The following is a 22,793-nucleotide window of genomic DNA, read 5'->3' on the forward strand; positions in this document are numbered from 1 at the left end:
TTAAATTAGAGTTTCTCAGCTTTAGCAATCACTTCGTCAATACCACCAACCATATAGAACGCTTGTTCTGGGATGTGATCGTATTCACCAGCTAATAGACCTTTAAAGCCACGAATCGTTTCTTTAAGTGGTACTAATTTACCAGGAGCACCAGTAAATACTTCAGCTACGTGGAATGGTTGAGAGAAGAAACGTTGGATTTTACGCGCACGGTAAACAACCAATTTATCTTCTTCTGCCAATTCATCCATACCCAAGATTGCGATGATGTCTTTAAGCTCTTTATAGCGTTGCAATACGTTTTGTACTGCGCGCGCAATTTCATAGTGCTCTTGACCAACAACTAATGGGTCTAACTGACGTGAAGTTGAGTCAAGTGGATCGATCGCTGGGTAAATACCAGAAGATGCGATGTCACGGCTCAATACTACTGTTGCATCTAAGTGAGCAAATGTAGTTGCAGGCGATGGGTCTGTTAAGTCATCGGCAGGTACATATACTGCTTGGATCGATGTGATCGAACCAGATTTAGTAGATGTAATACGCTCTTGAAGAACACCCATTTCTTCTGCAAGTGTAGGTTGGTAACCTACCGCAGATGGCATACGACCTAACAATGCTGATACTTCAGTACCCGCAAGTGTATAACGGTAGATGTTGTCGACGAATAATAATACGTCACGACCTTTACCATTTTCGTCTTTTTGATCACGGAAGTATTCAGCCATAGTCAAACCAGTTAACGCTACGCGTAAACGGTTACCTGGTGGCTCATTCATCTGACCGTAGACCATTGCTACTTTGTCAAGAACGTTAGAATCTTTCATTTCGTGATAGAAGTCGTTACCTTCACGAGTACGCTCACCAACACCAGCAAACACAGATAAACCTGAGTGTGCTTTTGCGATGTTGTTGATCAATTCCATCATGTTAACGGTTTTACCAACACCAGCACCACCGAATAAACCAACTTTACCACCTTTTGCAAACGGGCAAAGTAAGTCAATTACTTTAATACCAGTTTCTAAAAGGTCAGTAGAAGCTGCTTGTTCAGCATAAGAAGGCGCTTGACGGTGAATCGGCAAACGTTCTTCAGTCGCAACAGGACCTGCTTCATCGATAGGACGACCCAAAACGTCCATGATACGGCCAAGCGTAGCTGGACCCACTGGAACAGAGATCGGTGCGTTTGTACTAGTTACATTAAGGCCACGTTTAAGACCTTCTGTAGAACCCATTGCGATGGTACGAACAACACCATCACCAAGTTGTTGCTGAACTTCTAAAGTAGTTTCAGTACCGTCAACTTGGAGAGCGTCATAGATCTTAGGAACGCTTGTGCGCTCAAACTCGACGTCGATAACCGCGCCGATGATCTGAATGATACGACCGCTACTCATTGCTGTCTCCTCAATTCAAACTTAATAATGTTAAACGGCAGCGGCACCGCCAACGATCTCGGAAATTTCCTGAGTAATCGCGGCTTGACGCAGCTTGTTGTAAATGAGTTGTAGGTCTTTAATCAATTGTCCTGCGTTGTCTGTCGCTGCTTTCATCGCGACCATACGAGCTGACTGCTCACATGCAACGTTCTCAATCACACCTTGATAAACCATAGACTCGATATAGCGAACCAACAAACCATTTAACAATTCTTCTGCTTCTGGTTCGTAGATATAGTCCCAACCATAAGTACGGTTGAGATCATCGCCTTCTTCTGCTGGTGCTAAAGGAACAAGTTGTTCTACTTTAGGCTGCTGAGTCATTGCATTAACGAAGCCATTTGATACGAGGTAGATACGATCTAATTCGCCTTTATCAAATGCATCAAGCATAACTTGCACTGAGCCAGTTAACTGTTCCAAACTCGGCGCATCGCCAAGTTGGGTAGTTGCACCAAGCACTTTACCGCCGTAATTCTTAAAAAACGAAACCGCTTTTTGACCAATTAAAGCAAATTCAACTTCAATTGACTGCTGTTGTTGTGCTTTGACATGCTGCACAACTTTCTTGAACAAGTTAATGTTCAAGCCACCTGCCAAACCACGATCTGAAGACACTACGATATAGCCAACACGCTTAACTGGGCGGTCAACCATATAACGGTGTTTGTATTCAGGGTTTGCTTGTACCAAGTGAGCAATTACACGGCGCATATTATCGGCATACGGACGGCCCTGAGCCATGCGCTCTTGCGCACGACGCATTTTAGAAGCAGCTACCATTTGCATCGCGCGAGTAATCTTTTGCGTGCTCTTGATACTAGCTACTTTGGCGCGAATTTCTTTTAAATTTGCCATACGCTTAACCTAGTATTCGAAAGCCCTTTCGAGCTTCCGAAGGTTGATCCGTGAACCAAACTTAACTAAAACTGAACTTAGTAAGTTTGAGTCGCTTTAAAGCTTTCAATACCTGCTTTGATTGCTGCTTCGATGTCTTTGTTGTAATCACCAGTTTCATCGATTTGTTTCATCAACGGAGCATATTCAGAACGGAAGTAAGCAATTAACGCAGCATCAAAGTCTACGATTTTCTTAACTTCTACGTCAGCCATATAGCCTTCGTTAGATGCATAAACAGAAACAGCTTGGTCAGCAATTGAGTAAGGAGCATATTGTTTTTGCTTCATTAACTCAGTTACACGTTGACCATGTTCAAGTTGCTTACGAGTTGCTTCATCAAGGTCAGAAGCGAACTGAGCAAACGCAGCCAATTCACGGTATTGTGCTAAAGCGGTACGGATACCACCAGACAATTTTTTGATGATCTTAGTTTGAGCAGAACCACCAACACGAGATACAGAGATACCCGCGTTCACAGCAGGACGGATACCTGCGTTGAATAATGATGTTTCTAAGAAGATCTGACCGTCAGTAATCGAAATTACGTTCGTTGGTACGAATGCAGATACGTCACCCGCTTGAGTTTCAATAATTGGCAATGCAGTTAAAGAACCAGTTTGACCAGTTACTGCGCCATTAGTGAATTTCTCAACGTAGTCAGCAGATACACGTGAAGCACGTTCAAGAAGACGTGAGTGAAGATAGAATACGTCACCCGGATACGCTTCACGACCTGGTGGACGACGTAAAAGCAATGAAATTTGACGGTAAGCAACAGCTTGCTTAGACAAATCATCATAAATGATAAGAGCGTCTTCACCGCGGTCACGGAAGTATTCACCCATTGTACAGCCAGAGTACGGAGCTAAATACTGCATTGCAGCAGGATCAGCAGCCGCAGCAGCGACAACAGTTGTATACGCCATAGCGCCAGTTTCTTCTAGCTTACGTACAACGTTTGCAATTGTTGATTGTTTTTGACCAATCGCAACGTATACACATTTAATGCCAGAGTTTTTCTGAGCGATGATCGCATCGATCGCCATTGCTGTTTTACCAGTTTGACGGTCACCAATAATCAACTCACGCTGACCACGACCCACAGGAATCATGGTATCAACTGATTTATAACCAGTTTGAACAGGCTCGTCTACAGATTGACGCCAAATTACGCCTGGTGCTACTTTTTCAACAGCATCAGTTAATTTTGCATCAATTGGGCCTTTACCATCAATCGGGTTACCCAAAGCATCTACTACACGGCCAAGAAGTTCAGGACCAACTGGAACTTCTAAAACACGACCTGTACAACGAGCTTTTTGACCTTCTTGAAGGCTTAGGTAGTTACCTAAAACAACGGCACCCACTGAATCCTGTTCTAGGTTCAGTGCCATACCAAATAAGCCGCCGTCGAATTCGATCATTTCACCGTACATTGCATCAGCAAGACCGTGAATACGCACGATACCGTCGGATACCATAACAATGGTACCTTCGTTTTTAGCGGTCGCGCTGGTGTCCAGATCTCCGATACGCTGTTTAATGAGCGCACTGATCTCGGATGGATTCAGTTGTTGCATTGCGCTATTCCTCAATCTTTTATTAGTTCAGTCTTCATCATTTGCATTATGCAAGAAGACGAGTACGCATTTTTTCAAGCTTGTTAAGCGCAGAATCATCTATCACTTGATCGCCTGCACGAATAACCACACCTGCAATCAAAGCAGGATTAACTTCTACAGAAACATTAACTGCTGCCTTGAAGCGTTTTTCTAACGCATGTGCAAGCAATTGTTCCTGAACAGAAGTTAACGGAAACGCCGATTCAATCACGACATCAACCGTATTGTTATTCTGTGATTTAAGCTGTTCATATTCTGCTGCAATTTCAGGTAACAACACTAATCGATCGTTATCTGCAAGAAGTGTCAAAAAGTTAGACACTGCTTGAGATTGATCTTCACCTAAAACTTTAGCAAAAAGCTTCACTTGCTCCGCAGGAGTAAGTTCAGGGCGATTTAAATAAGCGGAAAATGCTTCGTCTTGCACCGCAGCACTGAGCACTTGTAACGCATTCGACCAATTGTCTGTTGCACCTTGCTCAGAAGCATAAGCAAATGCTGCTTTGGCATACGGACGTGCCAACGTCAAGAGTTCAGCCATAATTCGCCTCGCTTAAAGTTTAGCAGCCAGCTGAGACAGCATGGCGTTATGAGCTTCTGCATCAACTTGTTGGTTCAGGATCTTTTCTGCACCAGTTACTGCCAAAGCAGCTACTTGTTGACGTAATTCTTCGCGAGCAGAATTGATCTCTTGATCAACAACTTCTTTAGCTTGTTGACGAATACGCTCACCTTCAGCCGCAGCTTGAGTACGAGCTTCTTCGATCAATTGCGCTGCACGACGGTTCGCTTGTTCGATCAATTGAGCCGCTTGTGCTTTAGCTGCATCAAGTTCTTGCTTCACTTGCGCTTGTGCATCGGCAAGGTCAGCTTTCGCTTTTTCTGCTGCATTTAAGCCATCAGCGATTTTACGCTGACGCTCACTAATCGCATTGATTAGTGGTGGCCAAACAAACTTCATGCAGAATGCGACAAAAAACGCAAACGCAATCGCTTGACCAATCAATGTGAGGTTGATATTCATTGCAATTCCTCAAATAGTGGATTTAGGAATTAAGCTGATTAACCTACAAATGGATTAGCGAAGATGAAGAACAAGCCAATACCAACACCGATCATAGGCACAGCATCAAGAAGACCCGCGATTAAGAACATACGAGTTTGAAGTTGTGGAGCTAATTCTGGTTGACGAGCTACAGCTTCTAAAAAGCGACCACCCAAAAGACCAAAACCAATCGCAGTACCCAAAGCACCGAAAGCGATCAAGATAGCAGATGCAATTGCAACTAGACCTAAAGTGAGTTCCATGAAAAATTCCTCAGAGGTTAGGTTATTACCAAATTAAATTAAAAAAATTCAGCCCAACCATCATTTGATAGTTAGGCAATACCATTAATGTTTTTCGCTTGCCATGCTCAAGTAAACGATGGTAAGCATCATAAAGATGAATGCCTGCAACGTGATTACAAGAATGTGGAAGATCGCCCAAGGCACAGATAACGCCCATTGAATCCAAAACGGCAATAATGCAATCAGGATAAAGATTAACTCACCGGCATACATGTTACCGAACAGTCGGAGAGCCAATGAAATAGGACGAGCAAGGAATGTTACCAATTCCAAAATCAAGTTCACTGGAATAAGCAACGCTTTTGCAACTGGATTACTTGGGTTAAATGGGTTAAGTGCCAACTCGCCTACGAAACCGCCAACACCCTTCTCGCGGATGCTGTAGAACAAGATAAGTACAAATACAGATAAAGACATACCAAGGGTAATGTTTGGATCTGTAGATGGAACGATCTTGAAGTAAACGTGGTGAGGGTTCATACCAAATACGTTAGCACCAATAAATGCAGCTACTTGAGGAATCCAGTCAACTGGGATCAAGTCCATTAAGTTCATGAGGAAAATCCACACGAAAATAGTGAGTGCAAGTGGAGCGATTAAACGTGATTTGCCATGAAAAGTATCACGGACACTTGAGTCAACAAACTCAATGATCATTTCAATTGCAGATTGGAATTTTGTTGGAACACCAGCTTTCGCAGTTTTCGCAACCATCCAAAATAACAAACAGAAAATCACACCAAGGCCAATTGACCAACCCATTGAATCCAAGTGAATTGCAGTGAACCCCATCGAATGAGCTTCTTCAGCAGTCTCAGCCAATTTCCATGTACCATCTGGCATTTTGCCATAGGTCATATTGGTCAAGTGATGCTTGATATACTCTGTCGAAGTGAGGGCATGTTCTTCAGCAGCCATAAATCACACCTGGTCAATGTCAATTACTAAAAAGAAGGGAAACGAACATCGGCGTACTGTCGATATCTCGCCACCCTCCAAAAAATCTTCAATTCTTCTTGTTTCTATACTCGTTTTTGTAGACGTGAAACCCAAAAAGGAGCAACCCACGACATCATTTGAACGAGGATAAAACCAAACAGCAATGCTAACGGTGATAAAGGTTTAACATTGCTCAAAATCAAAATAAATCCAACGATCATGATTGCAAATTTGCCTAACATGCCCCTATACATGTTAGACAGCACTTGTTTCGATGCTCTCGCACCTGCTGTTCTGAAGGATTGCCACGCAAAATAACTGGTAGCAAGCCAGCAGACCAATGCACCAAGTGCCGCACTTAATGCTGCTGTCATGTCTTTTATGCTCCACGCCACAAGTGCGGAAACAGGGATCATGCATGCTTGTAAGAAGACCAAAGCTTTTGCTAATCGTCGGTCAATCAAGCGACTAGTTTGGCTCATTATTTATCCACTCACAGCATAAATGCTTGACAAGTTTAGCTGATGATCGCTTTTAATCGCAGGCATTATAGAGTTACACCCCTGAACATGCAATCTTTTCCCGACTTTAGTCGGGGTTTTTCGTGACAGGTGGTGCTGACGCTACAGTCAGCCTTTGTTTACTTTTTATCTTACTTTTGCGTATTTAATACGCATTTATCGGTTTTTATAGCCAGTTTCTTCCATGCTGTTACAAAATCGCCCTCATTATTCATACTTTCATCAACGGGTTGGAAGGTAATACTGCCCAGTTTCTGATATTGACCTTTTGTTGTGAAAATTTCTGCAAGTAAACACATCTGAGGTTTTGGTCGATTATCATTAAGATACTTAATTTGAGCCGCTGTAGGCGCAACATGCGGGTCATCCGTTAAAGCACCTGCAAACTTTAAATTAAGCGAGCGCTCCAAATACTGATAAGCATCATGATAAGACCAGTAAGGTTTACCATTACTTGAGCTATCGTAAGCTTGAGCTGCCTGCAACATATTCCGAGCAAATGCATTAGCATTATTCCAATATTTCGCTTTACTTTCAGGATGCTGCTGCGAACGCAAAGCCGCAATAAAAAAGCCAATTCGCACTGCATTGTTTGGTTCTAACCAGACATGTGTATCTACAGTATTTGGTAACGCCACGCCACGCGTATTACGCTGTGGCAAAACAGTAAGAATACCACTGTCTAATAAAGAAATTGCTTTCTTATTGTTACTCAGCAATTTGTTCAAAGGAGCTTCATGAGCTTTTCCCAACCAAATTACCAAAGAAGCATCATTGATTGCTTTACGATGTGCTGGGGTCAATTGAACGTCATGCCCACTTTGCCCTTGTAGCAATAACTGAGGTTCTTCAACACCTTTAGTAATTTCTTTTGCAATCAAATAGATTGGGTGTGTAGAGACAACCAAACCCTGACTCCAACCTAGCGTACTCATTAGAGAGAACATACTGAAAACAAAAACGCGGAACATGACAGACCATCAATTAGTAATAGCTCGAAGCATGTTATAATATAACAAAGTTACAAAAATACCTAAGATTAATCGAATGAAGCATCGCTTCATGCTAATATTCCATTAAAAATTTGAGGTTATGTCTATGAGTTCTTGCACGCATGAACATCATGATTCTTTGCATGGTGTACATGATCACCATAATGTCGCAAGTCGTTTAGCTGAAGCAGAAACTTTATGTTCTGCGGTTGGTGCACGTCTTACGCCTTTACGTAAAGAAGTTCTTGAACTCATTTTAAATGCTTCAGGTCCAATGGGTGCGTATGACTTATTAGCACGTATTAAAAGTCAAACAGATCGTCCTGCCGCTCCTCCTACTGTTTATAGAACTTTAGACTTCTTATTAGAAAAAGGTCTAATTCATCGATTAACATCTATTAATGCTTATATTCCATGCTGTCATCCACGCGAAGGACATCAAGCTGCATTCTTAATTTGCACCGAATGTCACACTGTTAAAGAAGCATCTTCACAAGGTCTGACTCAACAACTCGACCAACTTGCAGCTTTAGATGATTTCACAGCACAACACAGCATTATTGAAATTTCGGGGAAATGCCAGCAGTGCCGCACAGCTCGCTAAATCCTGTATTGATTCAACTTGAACAGGTTTCTGTTCACCGTGATGATCGGGATATATTAAAAAAAGTCGATTTTGATTTGCATCAAAATGAAATTGTGACCTTAATTGGTCCAAATGGTGCGGGTAAGTCGACTTTAATTAAAGTTCTACTTGGAATTTTAAAACCAAGTAGCGGAAGTGTCATAAGCGACAAAAAACTAAAAATGGCTTATGTCCCTCAAAAGTTTAACCCTTCTCATAGTCTTCCTTTACGTGTTCAAGATTTATTAGATCTTGAAAAATGTAGCCCTACCCTTCGCCAAGAAATTATTCAAGACACTGGCATTGCAAAGCTACAACAATCAAAAGTACAGCAGCTTTCTGGTGGAGAGCGCCAACGTGTGCTGCTTGCACGTGCTTTACTTAGAAAGCCAGATATCCTCGTTCTTGATGAACCGATGCAAGGTCTAGATATTCAATCTGAAGCTGAGCTTTATGAGTATGTGCGTAGTCTGCCAGAGCGTTATGGATGTGCCATTTTAATTGTTTCCCACGATTTACAGTGGGTGATGCAAGGGACTCATAGAGTTGTTTGTTTAAATAAACATATATGCTGTAGCGGTTTACCTGAAAATATTCAGCAGCATCCAGAGTATCAGGCAATATTTGGTACCCAGCGAGTTTTTTATCAACACCATCATGACCACTGTGCGCATGGTGATGCAGCACACCCCTGCCCTCACAATAGTCGACCTCACATTCACCCAGAACCGGAAGCTTAAGCCATGATGGAATGGTTACAATTATTGTTACCCGCATGGATTATGGGAACCTTATTGGTCTTTTTGACCGCACCACTTGGTTGTCTCATGTTATGGAGACGTATGTCTTTTTTTGCAGACACGATGGCACACGGAACCTTACTTGGAGTAGCAATTGCTGGTGCTTTAAGCCTTCCTTTGTGGCTTGGCGTGGCAGGTACGGCTATTTTATTAGTCGCTATTTTATGGGCATTGCATGACAATCGTTTGCCAAACGATGCTCTACTTGCCTTATGCTCAGCAACATTACTATGTAGTGGTCTTCTATTTATTCAACATGTTCCAAGTTTAAGACCAGAGCTTTTAAGTTATTTATTCGGTGATTTACTCAGTATTGACTGGCACGATTTACCTGTTTTCACATTAATTATTGCCGTATCACTGGCAATTCTTTATCGTTTTTGGCAACCTCAAATTCAAATTGCCATTGATCCAGACATTGCAATTAGTGAAGGCGTAAATGCAAAATGGCAGCGTCTCATTTTTATGTTACTGCTAGCCTTATTTACAGTATTAGCTTTACGAGCAGTAGGTTCACTTTTAATGGGTGCCTTACTGGTTATTCCAGCATTGAGCGCTCGACTACTCGCTCATTCACCAAAGCAAATGGTTGTTTGGGCTTTTGTTTTAGCTCAACTTGGTGTCAGTGTCGGCCTATGGTCAAGCGCAGCACTAAATATCTCAACTGGCCTCAGTATTGTTTTATGTATGGCTTTGGGTTTTGCTCTTATTTTCATGGTTCAAAAAATCAAAAACCAAACTCAAGCGGCCTAAATCAGGCTGCTTGATGAACTGTACTGAGTAATAAAGCCGCGCAACTAAACATGACAGCAAAACCACGATTTAAATATTTTTGTTGTTTAGGTGAGCGAAGTAATCTTAAAACCTTTGACGCCAGCCCTGTATATCCAGCCATTACAATTAAATCAATGGTAATCATAGTAGCTGCCATAATCAGATATTGTATCCATTGAGGTTTACTTAAATCTAAGAACTGAGGCAAAACCGCCAATAAAAATACGATGGCTTTAGGATTACTAATATTGACCACAAAGCCATTCAATAGCAGTGCTGAAATAGATTTATTCTTTTTTTCATGCTGAATTTCAATATCTTTTATAGGCGCAGTCCACTGCAAATAGGCTAAATACAATAAATAAGCTACCCCAAACCATTTAACCATCTGAAAAGCCAACGGCGTCGTCGCGAATAAAACGCCTACGCCCGCTGCTACAATCATGATTTGAATTAACAAAGCAATTTGCAAACCAATCGCATTCCAGTAACCATGTCTAAAACCATAGTTTAGACCACTCGACATAGAAGCAATCGCGCCCGCTCCCGGAGAAATACTAATAACCCAACAGGCCAGCATATAAGCAAACCAAATTTGCAAAGACATAGTGAAATAAACAATAAAAGTGGAATTATACCGTTTTATAAAACTATCGTGACGATAATTCAAACAATAAAATCAATAAATAGACTACTAACAGCTCTTCGCATCAGGCACAATAATTGAAGCTCATACTAAATTATAATTGAGGAGATACCTTCCAATGACTGCTCAATCTGTCATTTTGCCATTACCATCTGATCATGCCCGTTTTATTGTTCTTCGCTTAAAAGATCTAACAATTGCTGAATTAAAAGAACAACTCGAAGCTTTATTCGAAACACGTGACCGTCTCATTACTCAGCATTCAGACGCGCAAATCAAAACAGCAGTCGCTTTTGGTCCAGAACTCTGGAAACAGCTTTACAATCAATCTCCTGCGGGCTTTAAACAACTTGAACCAGAAAATGGTGCATTCAATATGCCTGTCGTACCAGCTGATGTGCTTATTCACATTGCCAGTATGCGTTCAGATATTTGTTTTGCATTAAGCCAAGCATTTTTTGAAGGTATTAAAGATAAAGTTGAAGTTCTGGATGAACGTGTTTGCTTCCGTTATTTCGATGGTCGCGATATTACTGGCTTTATAGATGGTACCGAAAACCCTCAATTTCCAGACGACCGCGCAGAAACCGCTCTGCTTCCAGAAAGTGCTGGAGTATTTGCAGATGGTAGTTTCATATTTGCACAGCGCTATGCACATGATTTGGAAAAATGGAAAAAACTTAAAGTCGATGCGCAAGAAAATGTCATGGGACGTACTAAACTTGAATCTATTGAATTAGATGATGACGTTAAGCCAGACAATGCTCACGTTGCTCGTACTGTCGTTGAAGATGATAAAGGCGAAGAAATGGAAATCTTACGCCATAGCTTACCTTATGGCGATGGTAAAGGTGATCAAGGCTTATTCTTCATTGCTTATACTAAAGACCTGAACATTATTGATGCCATGTTGAAGCGTATGTTTGGCACAAGTGGCGATGGCATTCATGACCGCTTACTGCACTTCGTGACACCACTAGACGGCGCATATTACTTTGCACCAAGTGAAGAGTTACTAGAAGAAGTTTTAGAAGATTAATTTTTTAAAAAGTAGCTATCACCATGGTAGCTACTTTTTTATTTAAAACCAAAGAACAAGTACTCTGACATTTTACAAAAATATTATCTGTACCTTTATAAATTAATAAAAATCACTCTTAAATATAAACTTAAGGCCCATTCGCATTTCTTATTTCAAGCATTTCATTACAGTCTTTAGAAGTTGAATAAACAAAAATTCGTTTATCTTGATTTTCTAGCAAAATGGCATCTTTATTTTCACCAAAGGTGTTTTTAGAGATATCACACTTATAAGCTGACAATTGAAAGTTCTTTACGACTTCACATTTAGGCTCAGCAACACTCTCATTAAAACCATACCATCGCGTAATATTTGGATTTGAACAAGAGATTTCCCCTACTTGATCAGCTGATTTAACTGCTTTATCCGTACTCTCTTTCTTTTCGCTTGCAGCAGAGCCTGATTGATTTTTATCCGCCCGCACCACATCTGACTTATGATTAGCATCATGTTGGGTTTTATCTGGGCTTTTATCGCTACACGCCATTAAAGCGCCCATAAAAATTAAAATATAAATATTTTTCATGAAAAACTACTCATAATTATGTGTTATTTAAAAACTGATCTTAATTAAAGCCATTACCTAGCAAGTATATCTAATATTAACTGAAGCAAAACTTACAAATGACTTATGATTTTAGATTAGTAATATTTTCTAAAAGTGAATCATCTATTTTATTTTTAGAAGATTTAAAAAACTTCTGTAGCCAAATTAAGTTAATAAAAAAGGGAGTACTTTACTCCCTTTTTTACACGTCTAATATTTTAGAAAGGAATTCGCTTATATTTACGGTATTCTGGTTTCCAGAATGATTGTTCAATCTTCTGTTTAAGTAAGTCATCGCTAATGGTTACAGCCACACCATCTGCCATTGCAGCTTTTGCCACTTCAAATGCAATCACTTTAGACACTTGTTGAATTTCGCCCAAAGGTGGCAATAAGTCAGCTTGTGGATCTTTCAACAATGGTGAACAGTCTGCTAATGCACTACTTGATGCCATAAGCATGTTTTCTGTAACACGTTTAGCACCTGATGCCACTACACCCAAACCAATACCTGGGAAGATGTATGAGTTGTTACACTGCGAAATATTGTAAAGTTTGCCATGATGATTTACAGGTGCAAACGGACTACCCGTTGCAATTAATGCTTTACCTTCAGTCCATTCCACAATATCAGCTGGTACAGCTTCAACACGTGAAGTAGGGTTAGACAACGGCATCACAATTGGTCGCTCACAATTAGCAGCCATAGTCTTAATAATTTCTTCAGTGAATAGACCTGGTTGGCCAGAAACACCAATTAACACTGTAGGTTTAGCATTCTTAACAACATCAAGGAGTGAAATCACTTCTTCAATATTGCCCCATTGATCAACCACCTCAGCTTTTTGGACTAACTTACGTTGGAAGTCTAGTAAGTTTGGCTGATTTTCAGTAATCAAACCAAAACGATCTACCATATAAACACGTGCATGCGCTTCAGAATCAGTCAGACCTTCAGCAACCATTTGCGCAACAATTTGCTCTGCAATACCGCATCCCGCAGAGCCTGCGCCTAAGAAAGCAATTGTTTGATCTTTTAATTGCTTGCCCGCTGCACGACTTGCAGCAATCAAACTACCTACAGATACCGCTGCTGTTCCTTGAATATCATCATTGAAACAACAAATCTTGTCGCGATATTTTTCTAATAATGGCATCGCATTTTTTTGTGCGAAATCTTCAAACTGAATGAGTGCTTTTGGCCAACGACGTTTTACGGCCTCAATCACCATATCTACAAAGTCATAATACTCATCACCACTAATACGTGGTTGACGCCATCCCATATAAATCGGGTCATTTAATAATTGAGGGTTATTCGTCCCTACATCAATTGTGATTGGCAATGTGTAAGCGGGGCTAATACCACCACATGCTGTATAAAGTGAGAGTTTCCCAATTGGAATACCCATACCACCAATACCTTGGTCACCAAGACCCAAGATACGCTCACCATCAGTAATCACGATGACTTTGACATTGTTTTTATTAACGTTTTGCAAAATATCATCAATCACATCACGATCTGGATATGAAATAAAAATACCACGATGACGGCGATAGATATCAGAAAAACGTTGGCACGCCTCACCCACAGTTGGGGTGTAAATAATCGGCATCATTTCTTCAAGATGATTTTCGATTAAGTGATAAAAAAGAGTTTCGTTGGTATCTTGGATATTACGTAAATAGATGTGCTTATTTATATCATCATTAAAAGCACAATATTGCTGATAAGAGCGTTGGCTTTGCTCTTCAATAGTTTCAATAATATGTGGAAGTAACCCATGTAAGTTAAAGTTACTTCTTTCTTCTTGAGTGAAAGCAGATCCTTTATTTAAAAGGGGTAACTCTAAAAGTGTATAGCCTGCATAAGGGATATAAAGTGGGTGTTTACTTGGGTGTCCTGATATCATTGCCTATCTCATTTTCCAGCTTAGAACTCCGAAAAGTACAGTTTCAGCACTCTCTAAAGCTCGTTGTATGTGTAAGCTTAAGACTATTTGAGACGAAATAGGTATTTTAAACTGTGATATTAAAATTAAAGACTATTTAGTAAATATATAATATAAAATAAATATTAAAAATTAATTACTTATGATTTACTAGTTTTTTAAAATTATTCTCTATTAACACTATACTGGGCTTACAATCCTATAATTTTTCAGCCTATTACATTTTTATAAAAAATACCAAGTGTTTTACTAGCTTATAATTTAGAAAATATTGTCTAAAAAGCCTATATTTACGTGCTTTTAGAATTTACTTAGGTTTATTTTTCAATATTTACAAAAAAAATAGTTGTAGAGAACGAAAAGAAAGAAATTCAGTGAAAGCGTTAAATGCACTCCCCCAACTCATAGGAAATTTGCTATATTTGACGTTTTTCTGCGACATCTATTTTCGATTGATATGAATACGGCAATACAAGCAGCTCTCGACCATGCAGTGCAAACCCTTCAGCAAGAAGGCGTGCTTCCTTCGGATTGGAATAATTCAAGCAATTTAACGCGCACCAAAGACCGAAGCCATGGCGACTTTGCTTCTAATATTGCCATGATCGGCTCTAAAGCTGCTGGTATGAAACCACGTGATTTAGCTGAAAAAATTCTTGCGGCTCTACCGGAAGTTGCAGATATCAGTAAAGCGGAAATCGCAGGTCCTGGTTTTATCAATTTCTTCTTAAATGCAGACCAACGTTTTGCGATTCTTGATCAAATTCAAGCTCAAAAAGAAATCTTTGGCCGTAGCCAATCAAATGCAGCGAAAAAGATTCAAGTTGAATTCGTTTCTGCAAACCCGACATCTAGCCTACACGTAGGTCATGGCCGTGGTGCTGCTTATGGTATGACTGTTGCAAACTTGCTTGAAGCAACAGGTGCTAAAGTTGATCGCGAATACTATGTAAATGATGCTGGCCGTCAAATGGATATTTTGGCGACTTCTACCTATTTACGTTATTTAGAATTATTGGGCCAAGACCTTGTATTTCCAAAAAATGCTTATCAAGGCGACTACGTTAAAGAGATTGCCCAAAGCATTATCGACAAAGATAACAATGCATATGTTCGTGATGTAGCAGACGTCTATAAAGATGTGCCAGAAGACGTGCAATATGCAGATGAACTCGATAGCGAAGGCAATAAAGTTGTATTGTCTGGTGACAAAGAAAAGCACATTGATGGTCTTATTGCCAACTCACAACAATTATTAGGTGAAGGCTACCGTGTTTTCCATCAAGCCGCTCTTCATGCGATTTTAGATGACATTAAAGATGACCTTGCTGACTTTGGCGTAACTTTCAATCAATGGTTCAGTGAAGCATCTCTTAGCGCAAAAATTGATGAAGCTTTAGAAACACTTGATCAACGTGGCTTCCTTTATGAAAAAGATGGCAATATCTGGTTTAAATCGACTGAATTTGGCGATGAAAAAGACCGTGTTGTTAAGCGCCGTAATGGTCAAACGACTTACTTTGCCTCTGACATTGCTTACCACTTAAATAAATTACAACGTGGTTATACTGACCTTGTTGATATTTGGGGTTCTGACCACCACGGCTATATCTCTCGCGTAAAAGCTGCGATTGATGCGATGGGTTATGACTCGAAAAAATTGACTGTTCTTTTAGTTCAGTTCGTAAGTTTGTGGCGCGGTGGCGAGATGGTTCAAATGTCATCTCGTTCAGGTCAATTCGTGACTTTACGCGACTTACGTAAAGAAGTTGGGAACGATGCTGCTCGTTTTTACTATGTAATGCGTAAAAGCGAACAACACATTGACTTTGACTTAGATCTTGCTGTATCACAAAGCAAAGACAATACGGTTTATTATATTCAATACGCTCATGCACGTATCTGCCGTATGTTAGAAAAAGCAGCAAGCACTGGCTTACAGTTTGAAGTGGATGCTGCTCGTTCGCATGCTGCACGTTTATCACTTGATGCAGAAACTGAAATTCTTGCTAAACTTGCTGCATATCCAGACGTTGTATTACGTGCTGCTAATGCATATGAACCACACCAAGTAGGTAACTACTTAAAGGAATTAGCTGCGCTATTCCACGGTTGGTACAATGAACACAAAGTTTTAAGTGATGATGCTGAACTTACACAAGCACGCTTATTACTTTCAATCAATGTACAACAAGTATTGCGTAATGGCTTAGAATTACTTGGTGTTTCTGCACCTGAAGCCATGTAAATAAATGCTGGATATTTGGTAGAACTACATATTCAGCCATGCTGTAAAAGACATCGCTTTGTGATGATATAAACCTTACAGAGCGATGTTTTAAAGTAAACTCGAAAGAAAACAATCAAAAGACAGAGGAATAATCCACGTGTTTGGCAAAACGCAACGCGGTGTATCTGAAAGACCTAATAAGCCTAAAAAGCCTTTAATCCCTAAATGGCTAGGGACACTTGTCGCTATTTTAGTCGTCTTATGCATTGCGGTAATGCTCATGCTGTGGAAACCGTGGCAACCTGTTTCTTCAAAAAATCAGATTACGTCTGATCACTATAAAGAAGAAGAGACCAATAAAGACTATCGCTTTTATGATCTATTGCCTCAGCAACAAGTAACCCCTATTCCGGAACAAGCAATCCCTGAAAGTAAAAATCAGGGTACAGCAATGATTGTAGAGGCGCCTAGTACAGCACAACCTGCTGCATCAGAGTCTGTTGCTACTACTGATAGCGATGACTCTACAGCTGCTGCACCTCAACAACCAAATTACATTTTACAAGTCCGTAGCTATACAGACCCCGATCAAGCAGATGCTCGTCGTGCAGAAATTATTTTAAATGGCTTATCTGCCGATGTAGTCAAAAGTTCTGAAAATGGTAAGACTTGGTATCGTGTTATTTCTGGTCCATATGATACTCAAGATGCTGCGCTTGCAGCCCAGCAAACATTACAACATAGTGGTATTGACTCTATCGTAATTAAACGCAAATAAAGCAAGAGTGATAAAAAAGGAACAAATATTTGTTCCTTTTCTTTTATATGTCAGCACAATTTCTTTCGTTTGAACCCAAACTCTTTTGTTTTGCCTTTTGAAAAGCTGGCCGCTGCTGAATACGATGTAAAAAGGCTTGAATATGCGGATATTTACCTTGTAAACGGGACTGAAGAGCTTCTAGTGGAAAGCTCATTTGAATATCAGCAAATGAAAAATCCCCTGCAAAATATTCATGTTCAGACAAGTAGTTTTCTAAAAAACTAATATGATCTTTCATACGCGGACGAACAAAACTTGCTTTAACCCCTTCTGTGATTTTTTTTGCTACAGGTTGGATTAACCATGGCACGTGTTTGTTTACACTATTCATAACTAAAGTCATGACCAATAAAGGCATAAGTGAACCTTCAGCATAGTGCATCCAGTAAATATATTGCTGTAAATCCTGAGATTGCTTAGGTTTAAATTGCTGATTTTGATCGTAACGCTGCTGTAAATACTCCAAAATGACCGCTGACTCTGCAATGACTTGTTCATCGTCTGTCAAAATTGGGGCTTTGCCGAGGGGATGAATACATTTCAGTGTTTCTGGCGCAGAATAGTTGGGAAGACGTTGATAATAATGAATATCATAATCCAAACCTAACTCTTCTAAAGCCCATAAAATCCGAAACGATCGCGAACATTCCAGGTGGTGTACACTAATCATGCTATTGCCTACTTTTATTTTTCTTTTTTACATAAAAAACAGCATGTGAACATGCTGTTTTATTCCATTTGTGGGATGGATATAAAATCATCCACCTCAACAAAATAGCATTTTTACACTGTAACAAGCACAGTATGAATGTCTAAACTACGTAACAAAGTTTTAGTAACAGGCGTTTTACTACACACTGTTAATATTTTTTGCTGTAGTTCTTCGCTTGGTAACTGTTTAAAAACAATACGACGTTCAATATGTTCTTCATGCTCACGATTGGTATGAAAATCAATTTCAACCGAGAACTCACCAAAGTCATAATCTTTATGCTTTGCATACATTCTTAAAGTAATAAGTGTACAAGCTGCCAGACTTCCCGTAAGTAAATCATAAGGAGCTGGACCTTGGTCATGCCCTTCTAACTTCTCTGGTTCGTCACAAAAATATTGATGACGACCACTGGTGATTTCGCCCTTCCACTGCTCAGCAAGAGGCTTTGCTTTACTGCTTGCAATTACTGCTGTCATTTTGATGCTCTCATTTGATCTGGAAGAACTGGCGCTTCTAAACGCGCACCCACGTAATCTGGAATTTCACCAAAACGCACGTCATGATTAATCCACTGCTCCCGCGCTTCTTTTAAATCATCCATTGTACGTGCAACAAAGTTCCACCATAGTAAAATTGGAGTTTCAAACGGTTCACCACCAACTAACAGCACACGGTTCCCTTTCTTTACTTCAATTTCAATTTCACTTAAACCCATATCTAATACAACCATGTTGTCGGCAGTGAGTTCATGGCCATTCACATGAGCAACCCCATCTAATGCCATAAAACCATATTCAAACTCAGGATTTAGTGGAATACGTGTTTTAGTATCTTCGGTAGCAATTAAATCAACACCTACTAACGGCGTATGCACTGCAACTGGGGAAGTAGTTGCCAAGTATTCACCCACAAGGACGGTAAACTCTAAACCATCCTTTTCAACAACGGGTAGTTCTGGGTAGTGTTCAAATTTAGGATCCATATTGCGCTTATGGTCAGGCAATGCGATCCAAAGCTGGGCAGCATGCATTTGAGTTTCTGTATGAGGGGCAACTTCTGTATGAGAGATACCATGACCTGCTGTCATCAGGTTTACTTGTTTAGGACGGATCAATTGCTTTGAACCTAAACTATCAGTATGCATCATGGTGCCTTCAATCATCCACGTGAAGGTTTGCAAACCAATGTGAGGATGAGGACCAACATCTAGACCATCACCCGCTGGAAAAGTTACTGGGCCTGCATGATCTAGGAAACACCACGCACCAATCATTCGCTTTTGACGGCTAGGTAAAGCCCGCTTAATGACTGTCCCCTGTCCAATTTCAGCAGAGCGAATTGGAAATTCCTGAATAAATTGATTGGCAAATTTCTCACAATCTTTTGAATCAGAAATATCGTAATCATTATTATTGCTCATGATATTACTCTCTTTTACCTATGCTTTTGCAATGAGTTGTTATACTGATCTTAACAATACACTCATTATTCAATATAGTCTTTTAGTAATACACAGGGTGTTATGAATGAGACAATCTTTTTTAGTTATAAAAAATAAATAAAGCTGCATTTAGCAGCTTAAGATGACTGAGTTTTAACGAGCTGTTTTAGATTTTTCATAAATTGTCCGAACTGCGGAAAGAACTCTTGAAACAATGCATGATCTCGATTTTCCAGCATGACTTCACTAAATAACTTTAGACCAACAGCAAAAGACTTTGTAGTTTGATCATCGAAAAATTCTGCACTCCTTAACTTTTCAACAATCTCAAAAATATCGTCATGATTACCAGTATAGAACTCGAGTCTTTCCATATAGTTAGAAACTTCGCCTTTGGCATCTTTTAAATGTTGTACCGTAACGTGATATTGATGTTGTTTCATAGATACATTCTCTATTAAAAAATTAATGGTTTTGGATAATTTCAATCTGCTTTAAGTCAACTTGAAATTGATTAAATACCGATTGCAAACTCGCTAGAAATTGTTCTTGTTTGGCTTCTGTCAGTTCTGCACAATGAATCTGTAGAAGTTGATTGTTGGCTAAATTTGATAAGGTAAATTTGGCTTCACCTCGTTGGAATTGAGTATTTGAAATTAGGCCTGCTCCTACCAAATCACTGACCACCCTATAAACCGTCGCCAAACTCAACTTCTGTTTTTGGGTGTATAGCTTTTGATAAATCTGTTTAACCGTTAAATCTTCCGGTTGCTGTTGAATTAAAGACAAAACAGCAAGTCTTGGATGAGTGACTTTTAGGCCCGCTTCTTTGATTTTTTGCTGTAGCTCTAACATGTTGTATCTCAACTTATAGGCGCCCGATTGCAACCGCAGCCTGATCAATTTTTTCGGCAATTTGATAGATCTGCTCTTGCTGCAAATCAGTTGTATTGAGTTTCAAGCGTAAGGCAGTTTTTAAATTTTCCATGGCGCGGTGAATTTCAATTAATTGATCATTACTGTGAATTTCACGTCTCAAACGTAATTTCTCTAAAAGTCCACTTAGTTTGTCTTGCTGTTCAGCTAAATAAGCTTCCCCAAACTCCGTAATTTGATATTGCTTACGCTCTATATCTAACAAGTTAATTAGGTTCATTTCTTCAAGATTCGTCAAAGTCGGATAGATTGTTCCCGCACTAGGCGTATAGCCATCACCGACCAAATCACTTATTTCTTTTATAATTTCATAACCATGCTTAGGACTTTGCTGAATAAGATAAAGTACTAAAAGTTTCATACGTCCAGCTTCAAAAAGTCTTCCACGGCGTCCCGAACGGTGATGGCCGTGGTGATGTTCATTGTGCTCAGTATGATGATGTTCTGATTGTTGTTTCATCTTTGAAGATTCTCTAATATGTTTAATTTATGAATATTAAGATATATCTTAATATATCTTTTATCAAGTATAATTAATAATATATGATCTATTGTATTGATAGTTATTAAGATTAATTTTTATCTTTAAAAGTTAAGCAATAAAAAAGAGTGCTTAAGCACTCTTAAAACTATTTATGTCCCATTTAAAATTCATTCTCGAACAGTTAAATTTGGCAACCAGCCTTGAACCAGTTCATCAAGGAATCACTAATTTTGCTCATATCATTAGGATCCATACTGCCCTGATCTACTACAAAAACACCCTCTCCTCGAAATGGTATAAGAATTGACATTCCACCACTGTCATCACCTATGGCTAAATAATCTTCTGCATATTTCTGCACTTCAAAAGTTTGATTTCTTTCAAAAACTTCATTAGAAGAATAAATAAGTACACCACTTTCAAATAAAATGCCGTCCGAAAATTCTAATAATTGAAAATATATGTCCGGTAGTGGCCTATGGAAATCACTTTCAATTTTGATTTTTAGTTCATTTAGTAGTGGCATAACCTTATTTCCTTCTATACTTCCTATAGAATTTTAGTTTTATACTCTAATGTTTAAAAATAACTATCTTTCTTAATAAACAAGCTTTTATTTATCTATCATAAAATTAAAAGAAATCTTTATTTGATCAATGTATTATCATTTCCTTAGATTATAAAAGTGCTAAAGAATCATGCCCACAATAAGTATTGATATTAGAAATAAATATTCGCCACAGTTTGAGCAAAAACTTATAAATACTGTTTATCTTGCATGTAAACAGGTATTAAAGTTGCCTGACCATGATAGAGATATTCGCTTAAACATACATGAGCCACATTTATTTCTCTGCCCACCAAATTTGCAAAAACCCGAATGTTTTACTTTAATTCAGATCGACTGCTTTGTTGGTCGCTCAATAGAAACTAAAAGAACTTTATATCGGTCAATCGTTAAAAACTTATCCCTACTAGATATACCAGACGACCATATCAAAATTCTTATTCGGGAACTCCCCACAGAAAATTGGGGGATACGAGGGGGACAAGCTGCTTGTGATGTAAATTTAGGATTTGATATTAATATTTAATAAGCTCTACCACTTTTCTATTACCAAACCTAAGCAGTAGAAAAGTACTAATGTACTCTTTCTACTGATAATATCCAATAAATGTGTATCTCTAATCTCTTTTGTTTTCTATAGCATTAATAAATACATAATTAACGAAACAAGAATAATTTTAAATTTAGATAATGCCAAATTATATTTAAATTTTTAATTTATTAGATATTTCCAAACCAAATAGTCTCACTTTATGCCAATCAGTAAATTCAAAGCTCTTTGAAGTATCTATAGGACCATCAGTTATTAGCATAATCATTTGAATCATAAAACGATCAAACAGCTTATACTTTGGGTAATCAATTGCTCCTGCTATAATTTTAACAAGACAAGGAGTCCAACCTGATCTTTTCTTAATTTTTTTGAATGTATATATCTACTAAAGGATCATCTCGACCAACTTTTCTAGCAGTTGCACTCACTGAAAGAAAACCATTAGCTGTTTGCTCTATTGTACATAAATTATCTTCAATGAATTTATAAACAGATTTATGATAATTTCCATATCGAATACTGGCAGCAATAAGAATAAATGAATAGTCTTCTTTAATTTTAGAACCCTCATTAATAGAGACAACATCAACTTGATGCCCATCATTAACCAATATATGTCTAATTCCATTACAAATTTTAAATGTCTGTCCATCTATACTTGAGAAGGCTATTAATATTCTTTTCATAAAGTTATTTCTTCAGCTTAAAGCTACTTATTAATAATAAATGAATTTTTCACTTAAAAATTGTATGTATAAGAGCATTTTGATAGGCCCGTCTGTACCCCTATTCCTTAGCTTTTAATTATCTCTTAAATTAACAATATAGTGACGCTTATAAGAAAAAATTTGA

At 38.9% G+C, this 22,793-nt stretch carries 26 protein-coding genes and 1 pseudogene; 7 read left to right on the plus strand and 20 right to left on the minus strand.

Features of this window, described 5'->3' with window-relative positions:
- Positions 1-5 precede the first annotated feature (5 nt).
- The 9 genes from atpD to MSG95_RS16175 all read right to left on the minus strand — a co-directional run bounded on the left by atpD (position 6) and on the right by MSG95_RS16175 (position 7,745).
- Positions 6-1,400, minus strand: coding sequence for a F0F1 ATP synthase subunit beta (gene atpD, locus MSG95_RS16135; RefSeq protein WP_004705936.1), 1,395 nt, complete (start codon positions 1,398-1,400; stop codon positions 6-8).
- A gap of 30 nt (positions 1,401-1,430) precedes the next feature.
- The gene (atpG, locus tag MSG95_RS16140) at positions 1,431-2,300 is read right to left on the minus strand and encodes a F0F1 ATP synthase subunit gamma (RefSeq protein WP_002114131.1); all 870 of its coding nucleotides are present in this window, start codon (positions 2,298-2,300) and stop codon (positions 1,431-1,433) included.
- 77 nt (positions 2,301-2,377) lie between these two features.
- A complete protein-coding gene (gene atpA / locus MSG95_RS16145) occupies positions 2,378-3,922 on the minus strand; it encodes a F0F1 ATP synthase subunit alpha (protein ID WP_004705937.1) in 1,545 nt (514 codons plus the stop codon).
- 46 nt (positions 3,923-3,968) lie between these two features.
- Positions 3,969-4,505, minus strand: coding sequence for a F0F1 ATP synthase subunit delta (locus tag MSG95_RS16150; RefSeq protein WP_004705938.1), 537 nt, complete (start codon positions 4,503-4,505; stop codon positions 3,969-3,971).
- Positions 4,506-4,517: 12 nt separating this feature from the next.
- On the minus strand, positions 4,518-4,988 hold the full coding sequence (locus MSG95_RS16155) for a F0F1 ATP synthase subunit B (protein ID WP_002054137.1): 471 nt from the start codon (positions 4,986-4,988) through the stop codon (positions 4,518-4,520).
- Positions 4,989-5,026: 38 nt separating this feature from the next.
- Positions 5,027-5,272: a F0F1 ATP synthase subunit C gene (atpE, locus tag MSG95_RS16160; protein WP_000424060.1), complete on the minus strand. Its 246-nt coding sequence runs from the start codon at positions 5,270-5,272 to the stop codon at positions 5,027-5,029.
- Between the two features lie 84 nt (positions 5,273-5,356).
- Positions 5,357-6,232, minus strand: a complete 876-nt coding sequence (atpB, locus tag MSG95_RS16165; protein ID WP_004705939.1) for a F0F1 ATP synthase subunit A — start codon at positions 6,230-6,232, stop codon at positions 5,357-5,359.
- 104 nt (positions 6,233-6,336) lie between these two features.
- On the minus strand, positions 6,337-6,735 hold the full coding sequence (locus tag MSG95_RS16170; RefSeq protein ID WP_004705940.1) for an ATP synthase subunit I: 399 nt from the start codon (positions 6,733-6,735) through the stop codon (positions 6,337-6,339).
- A gap of 170 nt (positions 6,736-6,905) precedes the next feature.
- On the minus strand, positions 6,906-7,745 hold the full coding sequence (locus MSG95_RS16175) for a metal ABC transporter solute-binding protein, Zn/Mn family (RefSeq protein WP_139344746.1): 840 nt from the start codon (positions 7,743-7,745) through the stop codon (positions 6,906-6,908).
- Between the two features lie 127 nt (positions 7,746-7,872).
- Here MSG95_RS16175 and MSG95_RS16180 point away from each other — a divergent pair, with 127 nt between their 5' ends.
- From MSG95_RS16180 to znuB, 3 genes are read left to right on the plus strand one after another with little or no spacing between them, the layout of a single operon-like run.
- Positions 7,873-8,370 carry a transcriptional repressor gene (locus MSG95_RS16180; protein ID WP_002054239.1) on the plus strand — a complete coding sequence of 166 codons (498 nt, stop codon included), beginning with the start codon at positions 7,873-7,875 and terminating at the stop codon, positions 8,368-8,370.
- On the plus strand, positions 8,343-9,131 hold the full coding sequence (gene znuC, locus MSG95_RS16185) for a zinc ABC transporter ATP-binding protein ZnuC (RefSeq protein WP_077165030.1): 789 nt from the start codon (positions 8,343-8,345) through the stop codon (positions 9,129-9,131). The genes MSG95_RS16180 and znuC overlap by 28 nt, the downstream gene beginning before the upstream one ends.
- Before the next feature lie 3 nt (positions 9,132-9,134).
- The gene (gene znuB / locus MSG95_RS16190; protein WP_019457995.1) at positions 9,135-9,944 is read left to right on the plus strand and encodes a zinc ABC transporter permease subunit ZnuB; all 810 of its coding nucleotides are present in this window, start codon (positions 9,135-9,137) and stop codon (positions 9,942-9,944) included.
- A gap of 1 nt (position 9,945) precedes the next feature.
- Here znuB and MSG95_RS16195 read toward each other — a convergent pair whose 3' ends face one another.
- Positions 9,946-10,572, minus strand: a complete 627-nt coding sequence (locus MSG95_RS16195; RefSeq protein WP_004705944.1) for a LysE family transporter — start codon at positions 10,570-10,572, stop codon at positions 9,946-9,948.
- A 157-nt stretch (positions 10,573-10,729) separates the two neighbouring features.
- Here MSG95_RS16195 and MSG95_RS16200 point away from each other — a divergent pair, with 157 nt between their 5' ends.
- Complete coding sequence (locus tag MSG95_RS16200; RefSeq protein ID WP_077165031.1) at positions 10,730-11,650, plus strand: Dyp-type peroxidase; 921 nt, start codon at positions 10,730-10,732, stop codon at positions 11,648-11,650.
- Positions 11,651-11,780: 130 nt separating this feature from the next.
- Here MSG95_RS16200 and MSG95_RS16205 read toward each other — a convergent pair whose 3' ends face one another.
- Both MSG95_RS16205 and MSG95_RS16210 read right to left on the minus strand, forming a co-directional pair.
- Positions 11,781-12,218 carry a hypothetical protein gene (locus MSG95_RS16205; RefSeq protein WP_077165032.1) on the minus strand — a complete coding sequence of 146 codons (438 nt, stop codon included), beginning with the start codon at positions 12,216-12,218 and terminating at the stop codon, positions 11,781-11,783.
- Positions 12,219-12,457: 239 nt separating this feature from the next.
- The gene (locus tag MSG95_RS16210; protein WP_151819459.1) at positions 12,458-14,155 is read right to left on the minus strand and encodes an NAD-dependent malic enzyme; all 1,698 of its coding nucleotides are present in this window, start codon (positions 14,153-14,155) and stop codon (positions 12,458-12,460) included.
- A gap of 496 nt (positions 14,156-14,651) precedes the next feature.
- On the opposite strand from MSG95_RS16210, the gene argS reads away from it, so the two are divergent.
- Together argS and MSG95_RS16220 are read left to right on the plus strand one after the other, a co-directional pair.
- Positions 14,652-16,442 carry an arginine--tRNA ligase gene (argS, locus tag MSG95_RS16215; RefSeq protein ID WP_077165034.1) on the plus strand — a complete coding sequence of 597 codons (1,791 nt, stop codon included), beginning with the start codon at positions 14,652-14,654 and terminating at the stop codon, positions 16,440-16,442.
- A 139-nt stretch (positions 16,443-16,581) separates the two neighbouring features.
- Complete coding sequence (locus MSG95_RS16220; protein WP_004705949.1) at positions 16,582-17,202, plus strand: SPOR domain-containing protein; 621 nt, start codon at positions 16,582-16,584, stop codon at positions 17,200-17,202.
- A 43-nt stretch (positions 17,203-17,245) separates the two neighbouring features.
- Here MSG95_RS16220 and MSG95_RS16225 read toward each other — a convergent pair whose 3' ends face one another.
- From MSG95_RS16225 to MSG95_RS16255, 7 genes are all read right to left on the minus strand, one after another.
- Positions 17,246-17,914 (minus strand): glutathione S-transferase, encoded by a 669-nt coding sequence (locus MSG95_RS16225; protein WP_039252904.1) that lies wholly within the window; start codon positions 17,912-17,914, stop codon positions 17,246-17,248.
- Positions 17,915-18,027: 113 nt separating this feature from the next.
- On the minus strand, positions 18,028-18,435 hold the full coding sequence (locus MSG95_RS16230; protein WP_019457989.1) for an OsmC family protein: 408 nt from the start codon (positions 18,433-18,435) through the stop codon (positions 18,028-18,030).
- Positions 18,432-19,379, minus strand: a complete 948-nt coding sequence (locus tag MSG95_RS16235) for a pirin family protein (protein WP_077165035.1) — start codon at positions 19,377-19,379, stop codon at positions 18,432-18,434. The genes MSG95_RS16230 and MSG95_RS16235 overlap by 4 nt, the downstream gene beginning before the upstream one ends.
- Before the next feature lie 158 nt (positions 19,380-19,537).
- The gene (locus MSG95_RS16240; protein WP_077165036.1) at positions 19,538-19,843 is read right to left on the minus strand and encodes a DUF3861 domain-containing protein; all 306 of its coding nucleotides are present in this window, start codon (positions 19,841-19,843) and stop codon (positions 19,538-19,540) included.
- Between the two features lie 22 nt (positions 19,844-19,865).
- Complete coding sequence (locus tag MSG95_RS16245) at positions 19,866-20,255, minus strand: Fur family transcriptional regulator (protein WP_077165037.1); 390 nt, start codon at positions 20,253-20,255, stop codon at positions 19,866-19,868.
- A gap of 13 nt (positions 20,256-20,268) precedes the next feature.
- Positions 20,269-20,796: a PadR family transcriptional regulator gene (locus MSG95_RS16250; RefSeq protein WP_077165038.1), complete on the minus strand. Its 528-nt coding sequence runs from the start codon at positions 20,794-20,796 to the stop codon at positions 20,269-20,271.
- A 205-nt stretch (positions 20,797-21,001) separates the two neighbouring features.
- Positions 21,002-21,346 (minus strand): SMI1/KNR4 family protein, encoded by a 345-nt coding sequence (locus tag MSG95_RS16255; protein WP_039252895.1) that lies wholly within the window; start codon positions 21,344-21,346, stop codon positions 21,002-21,004.
- A 172-nt stretch (positions 21,347-21,518) separates the two neighbouring features.
- Here MSG95_RS16255 and MSG95_RS16260 point away from each other — a divergent pair, with 172 nt between their 5' ends.
- Complete coding sequence (locus tag MSG95_RS16260) at positions 21,519-21,914, plus strand: tautomerase family protein (RefSeq protein ID WP_039252894.1); 396 nt, start codon at positions 21,519-21,521, stop codon at positions 21,912-21,914.
- Positions 21,915-22,092: 178 nt separating this feature from the next.
- Here MSG95_RS16260 and hemG read toward each other — a convergent pair.
- Positions 22,093-22,627 (minus strand): annotated as a pseudogene (hemG, locus tag MSG95_RS16265) (menaquinone-dependent protoporphyrinogen IX dehydrogenase).
- Positions 22,628-22,793 lie beyond the last annotated feature (166 nt).

This window comes from Acinetobacter sp. IK23, from assembly GCF_035615275.1.
Lineage (GTDB): Bacteria > Pseudomonadota > Gammaproteobacteria > Pseudomonadales > Moraxellaceae > Acinetobacter > Acinetobacter seifertii.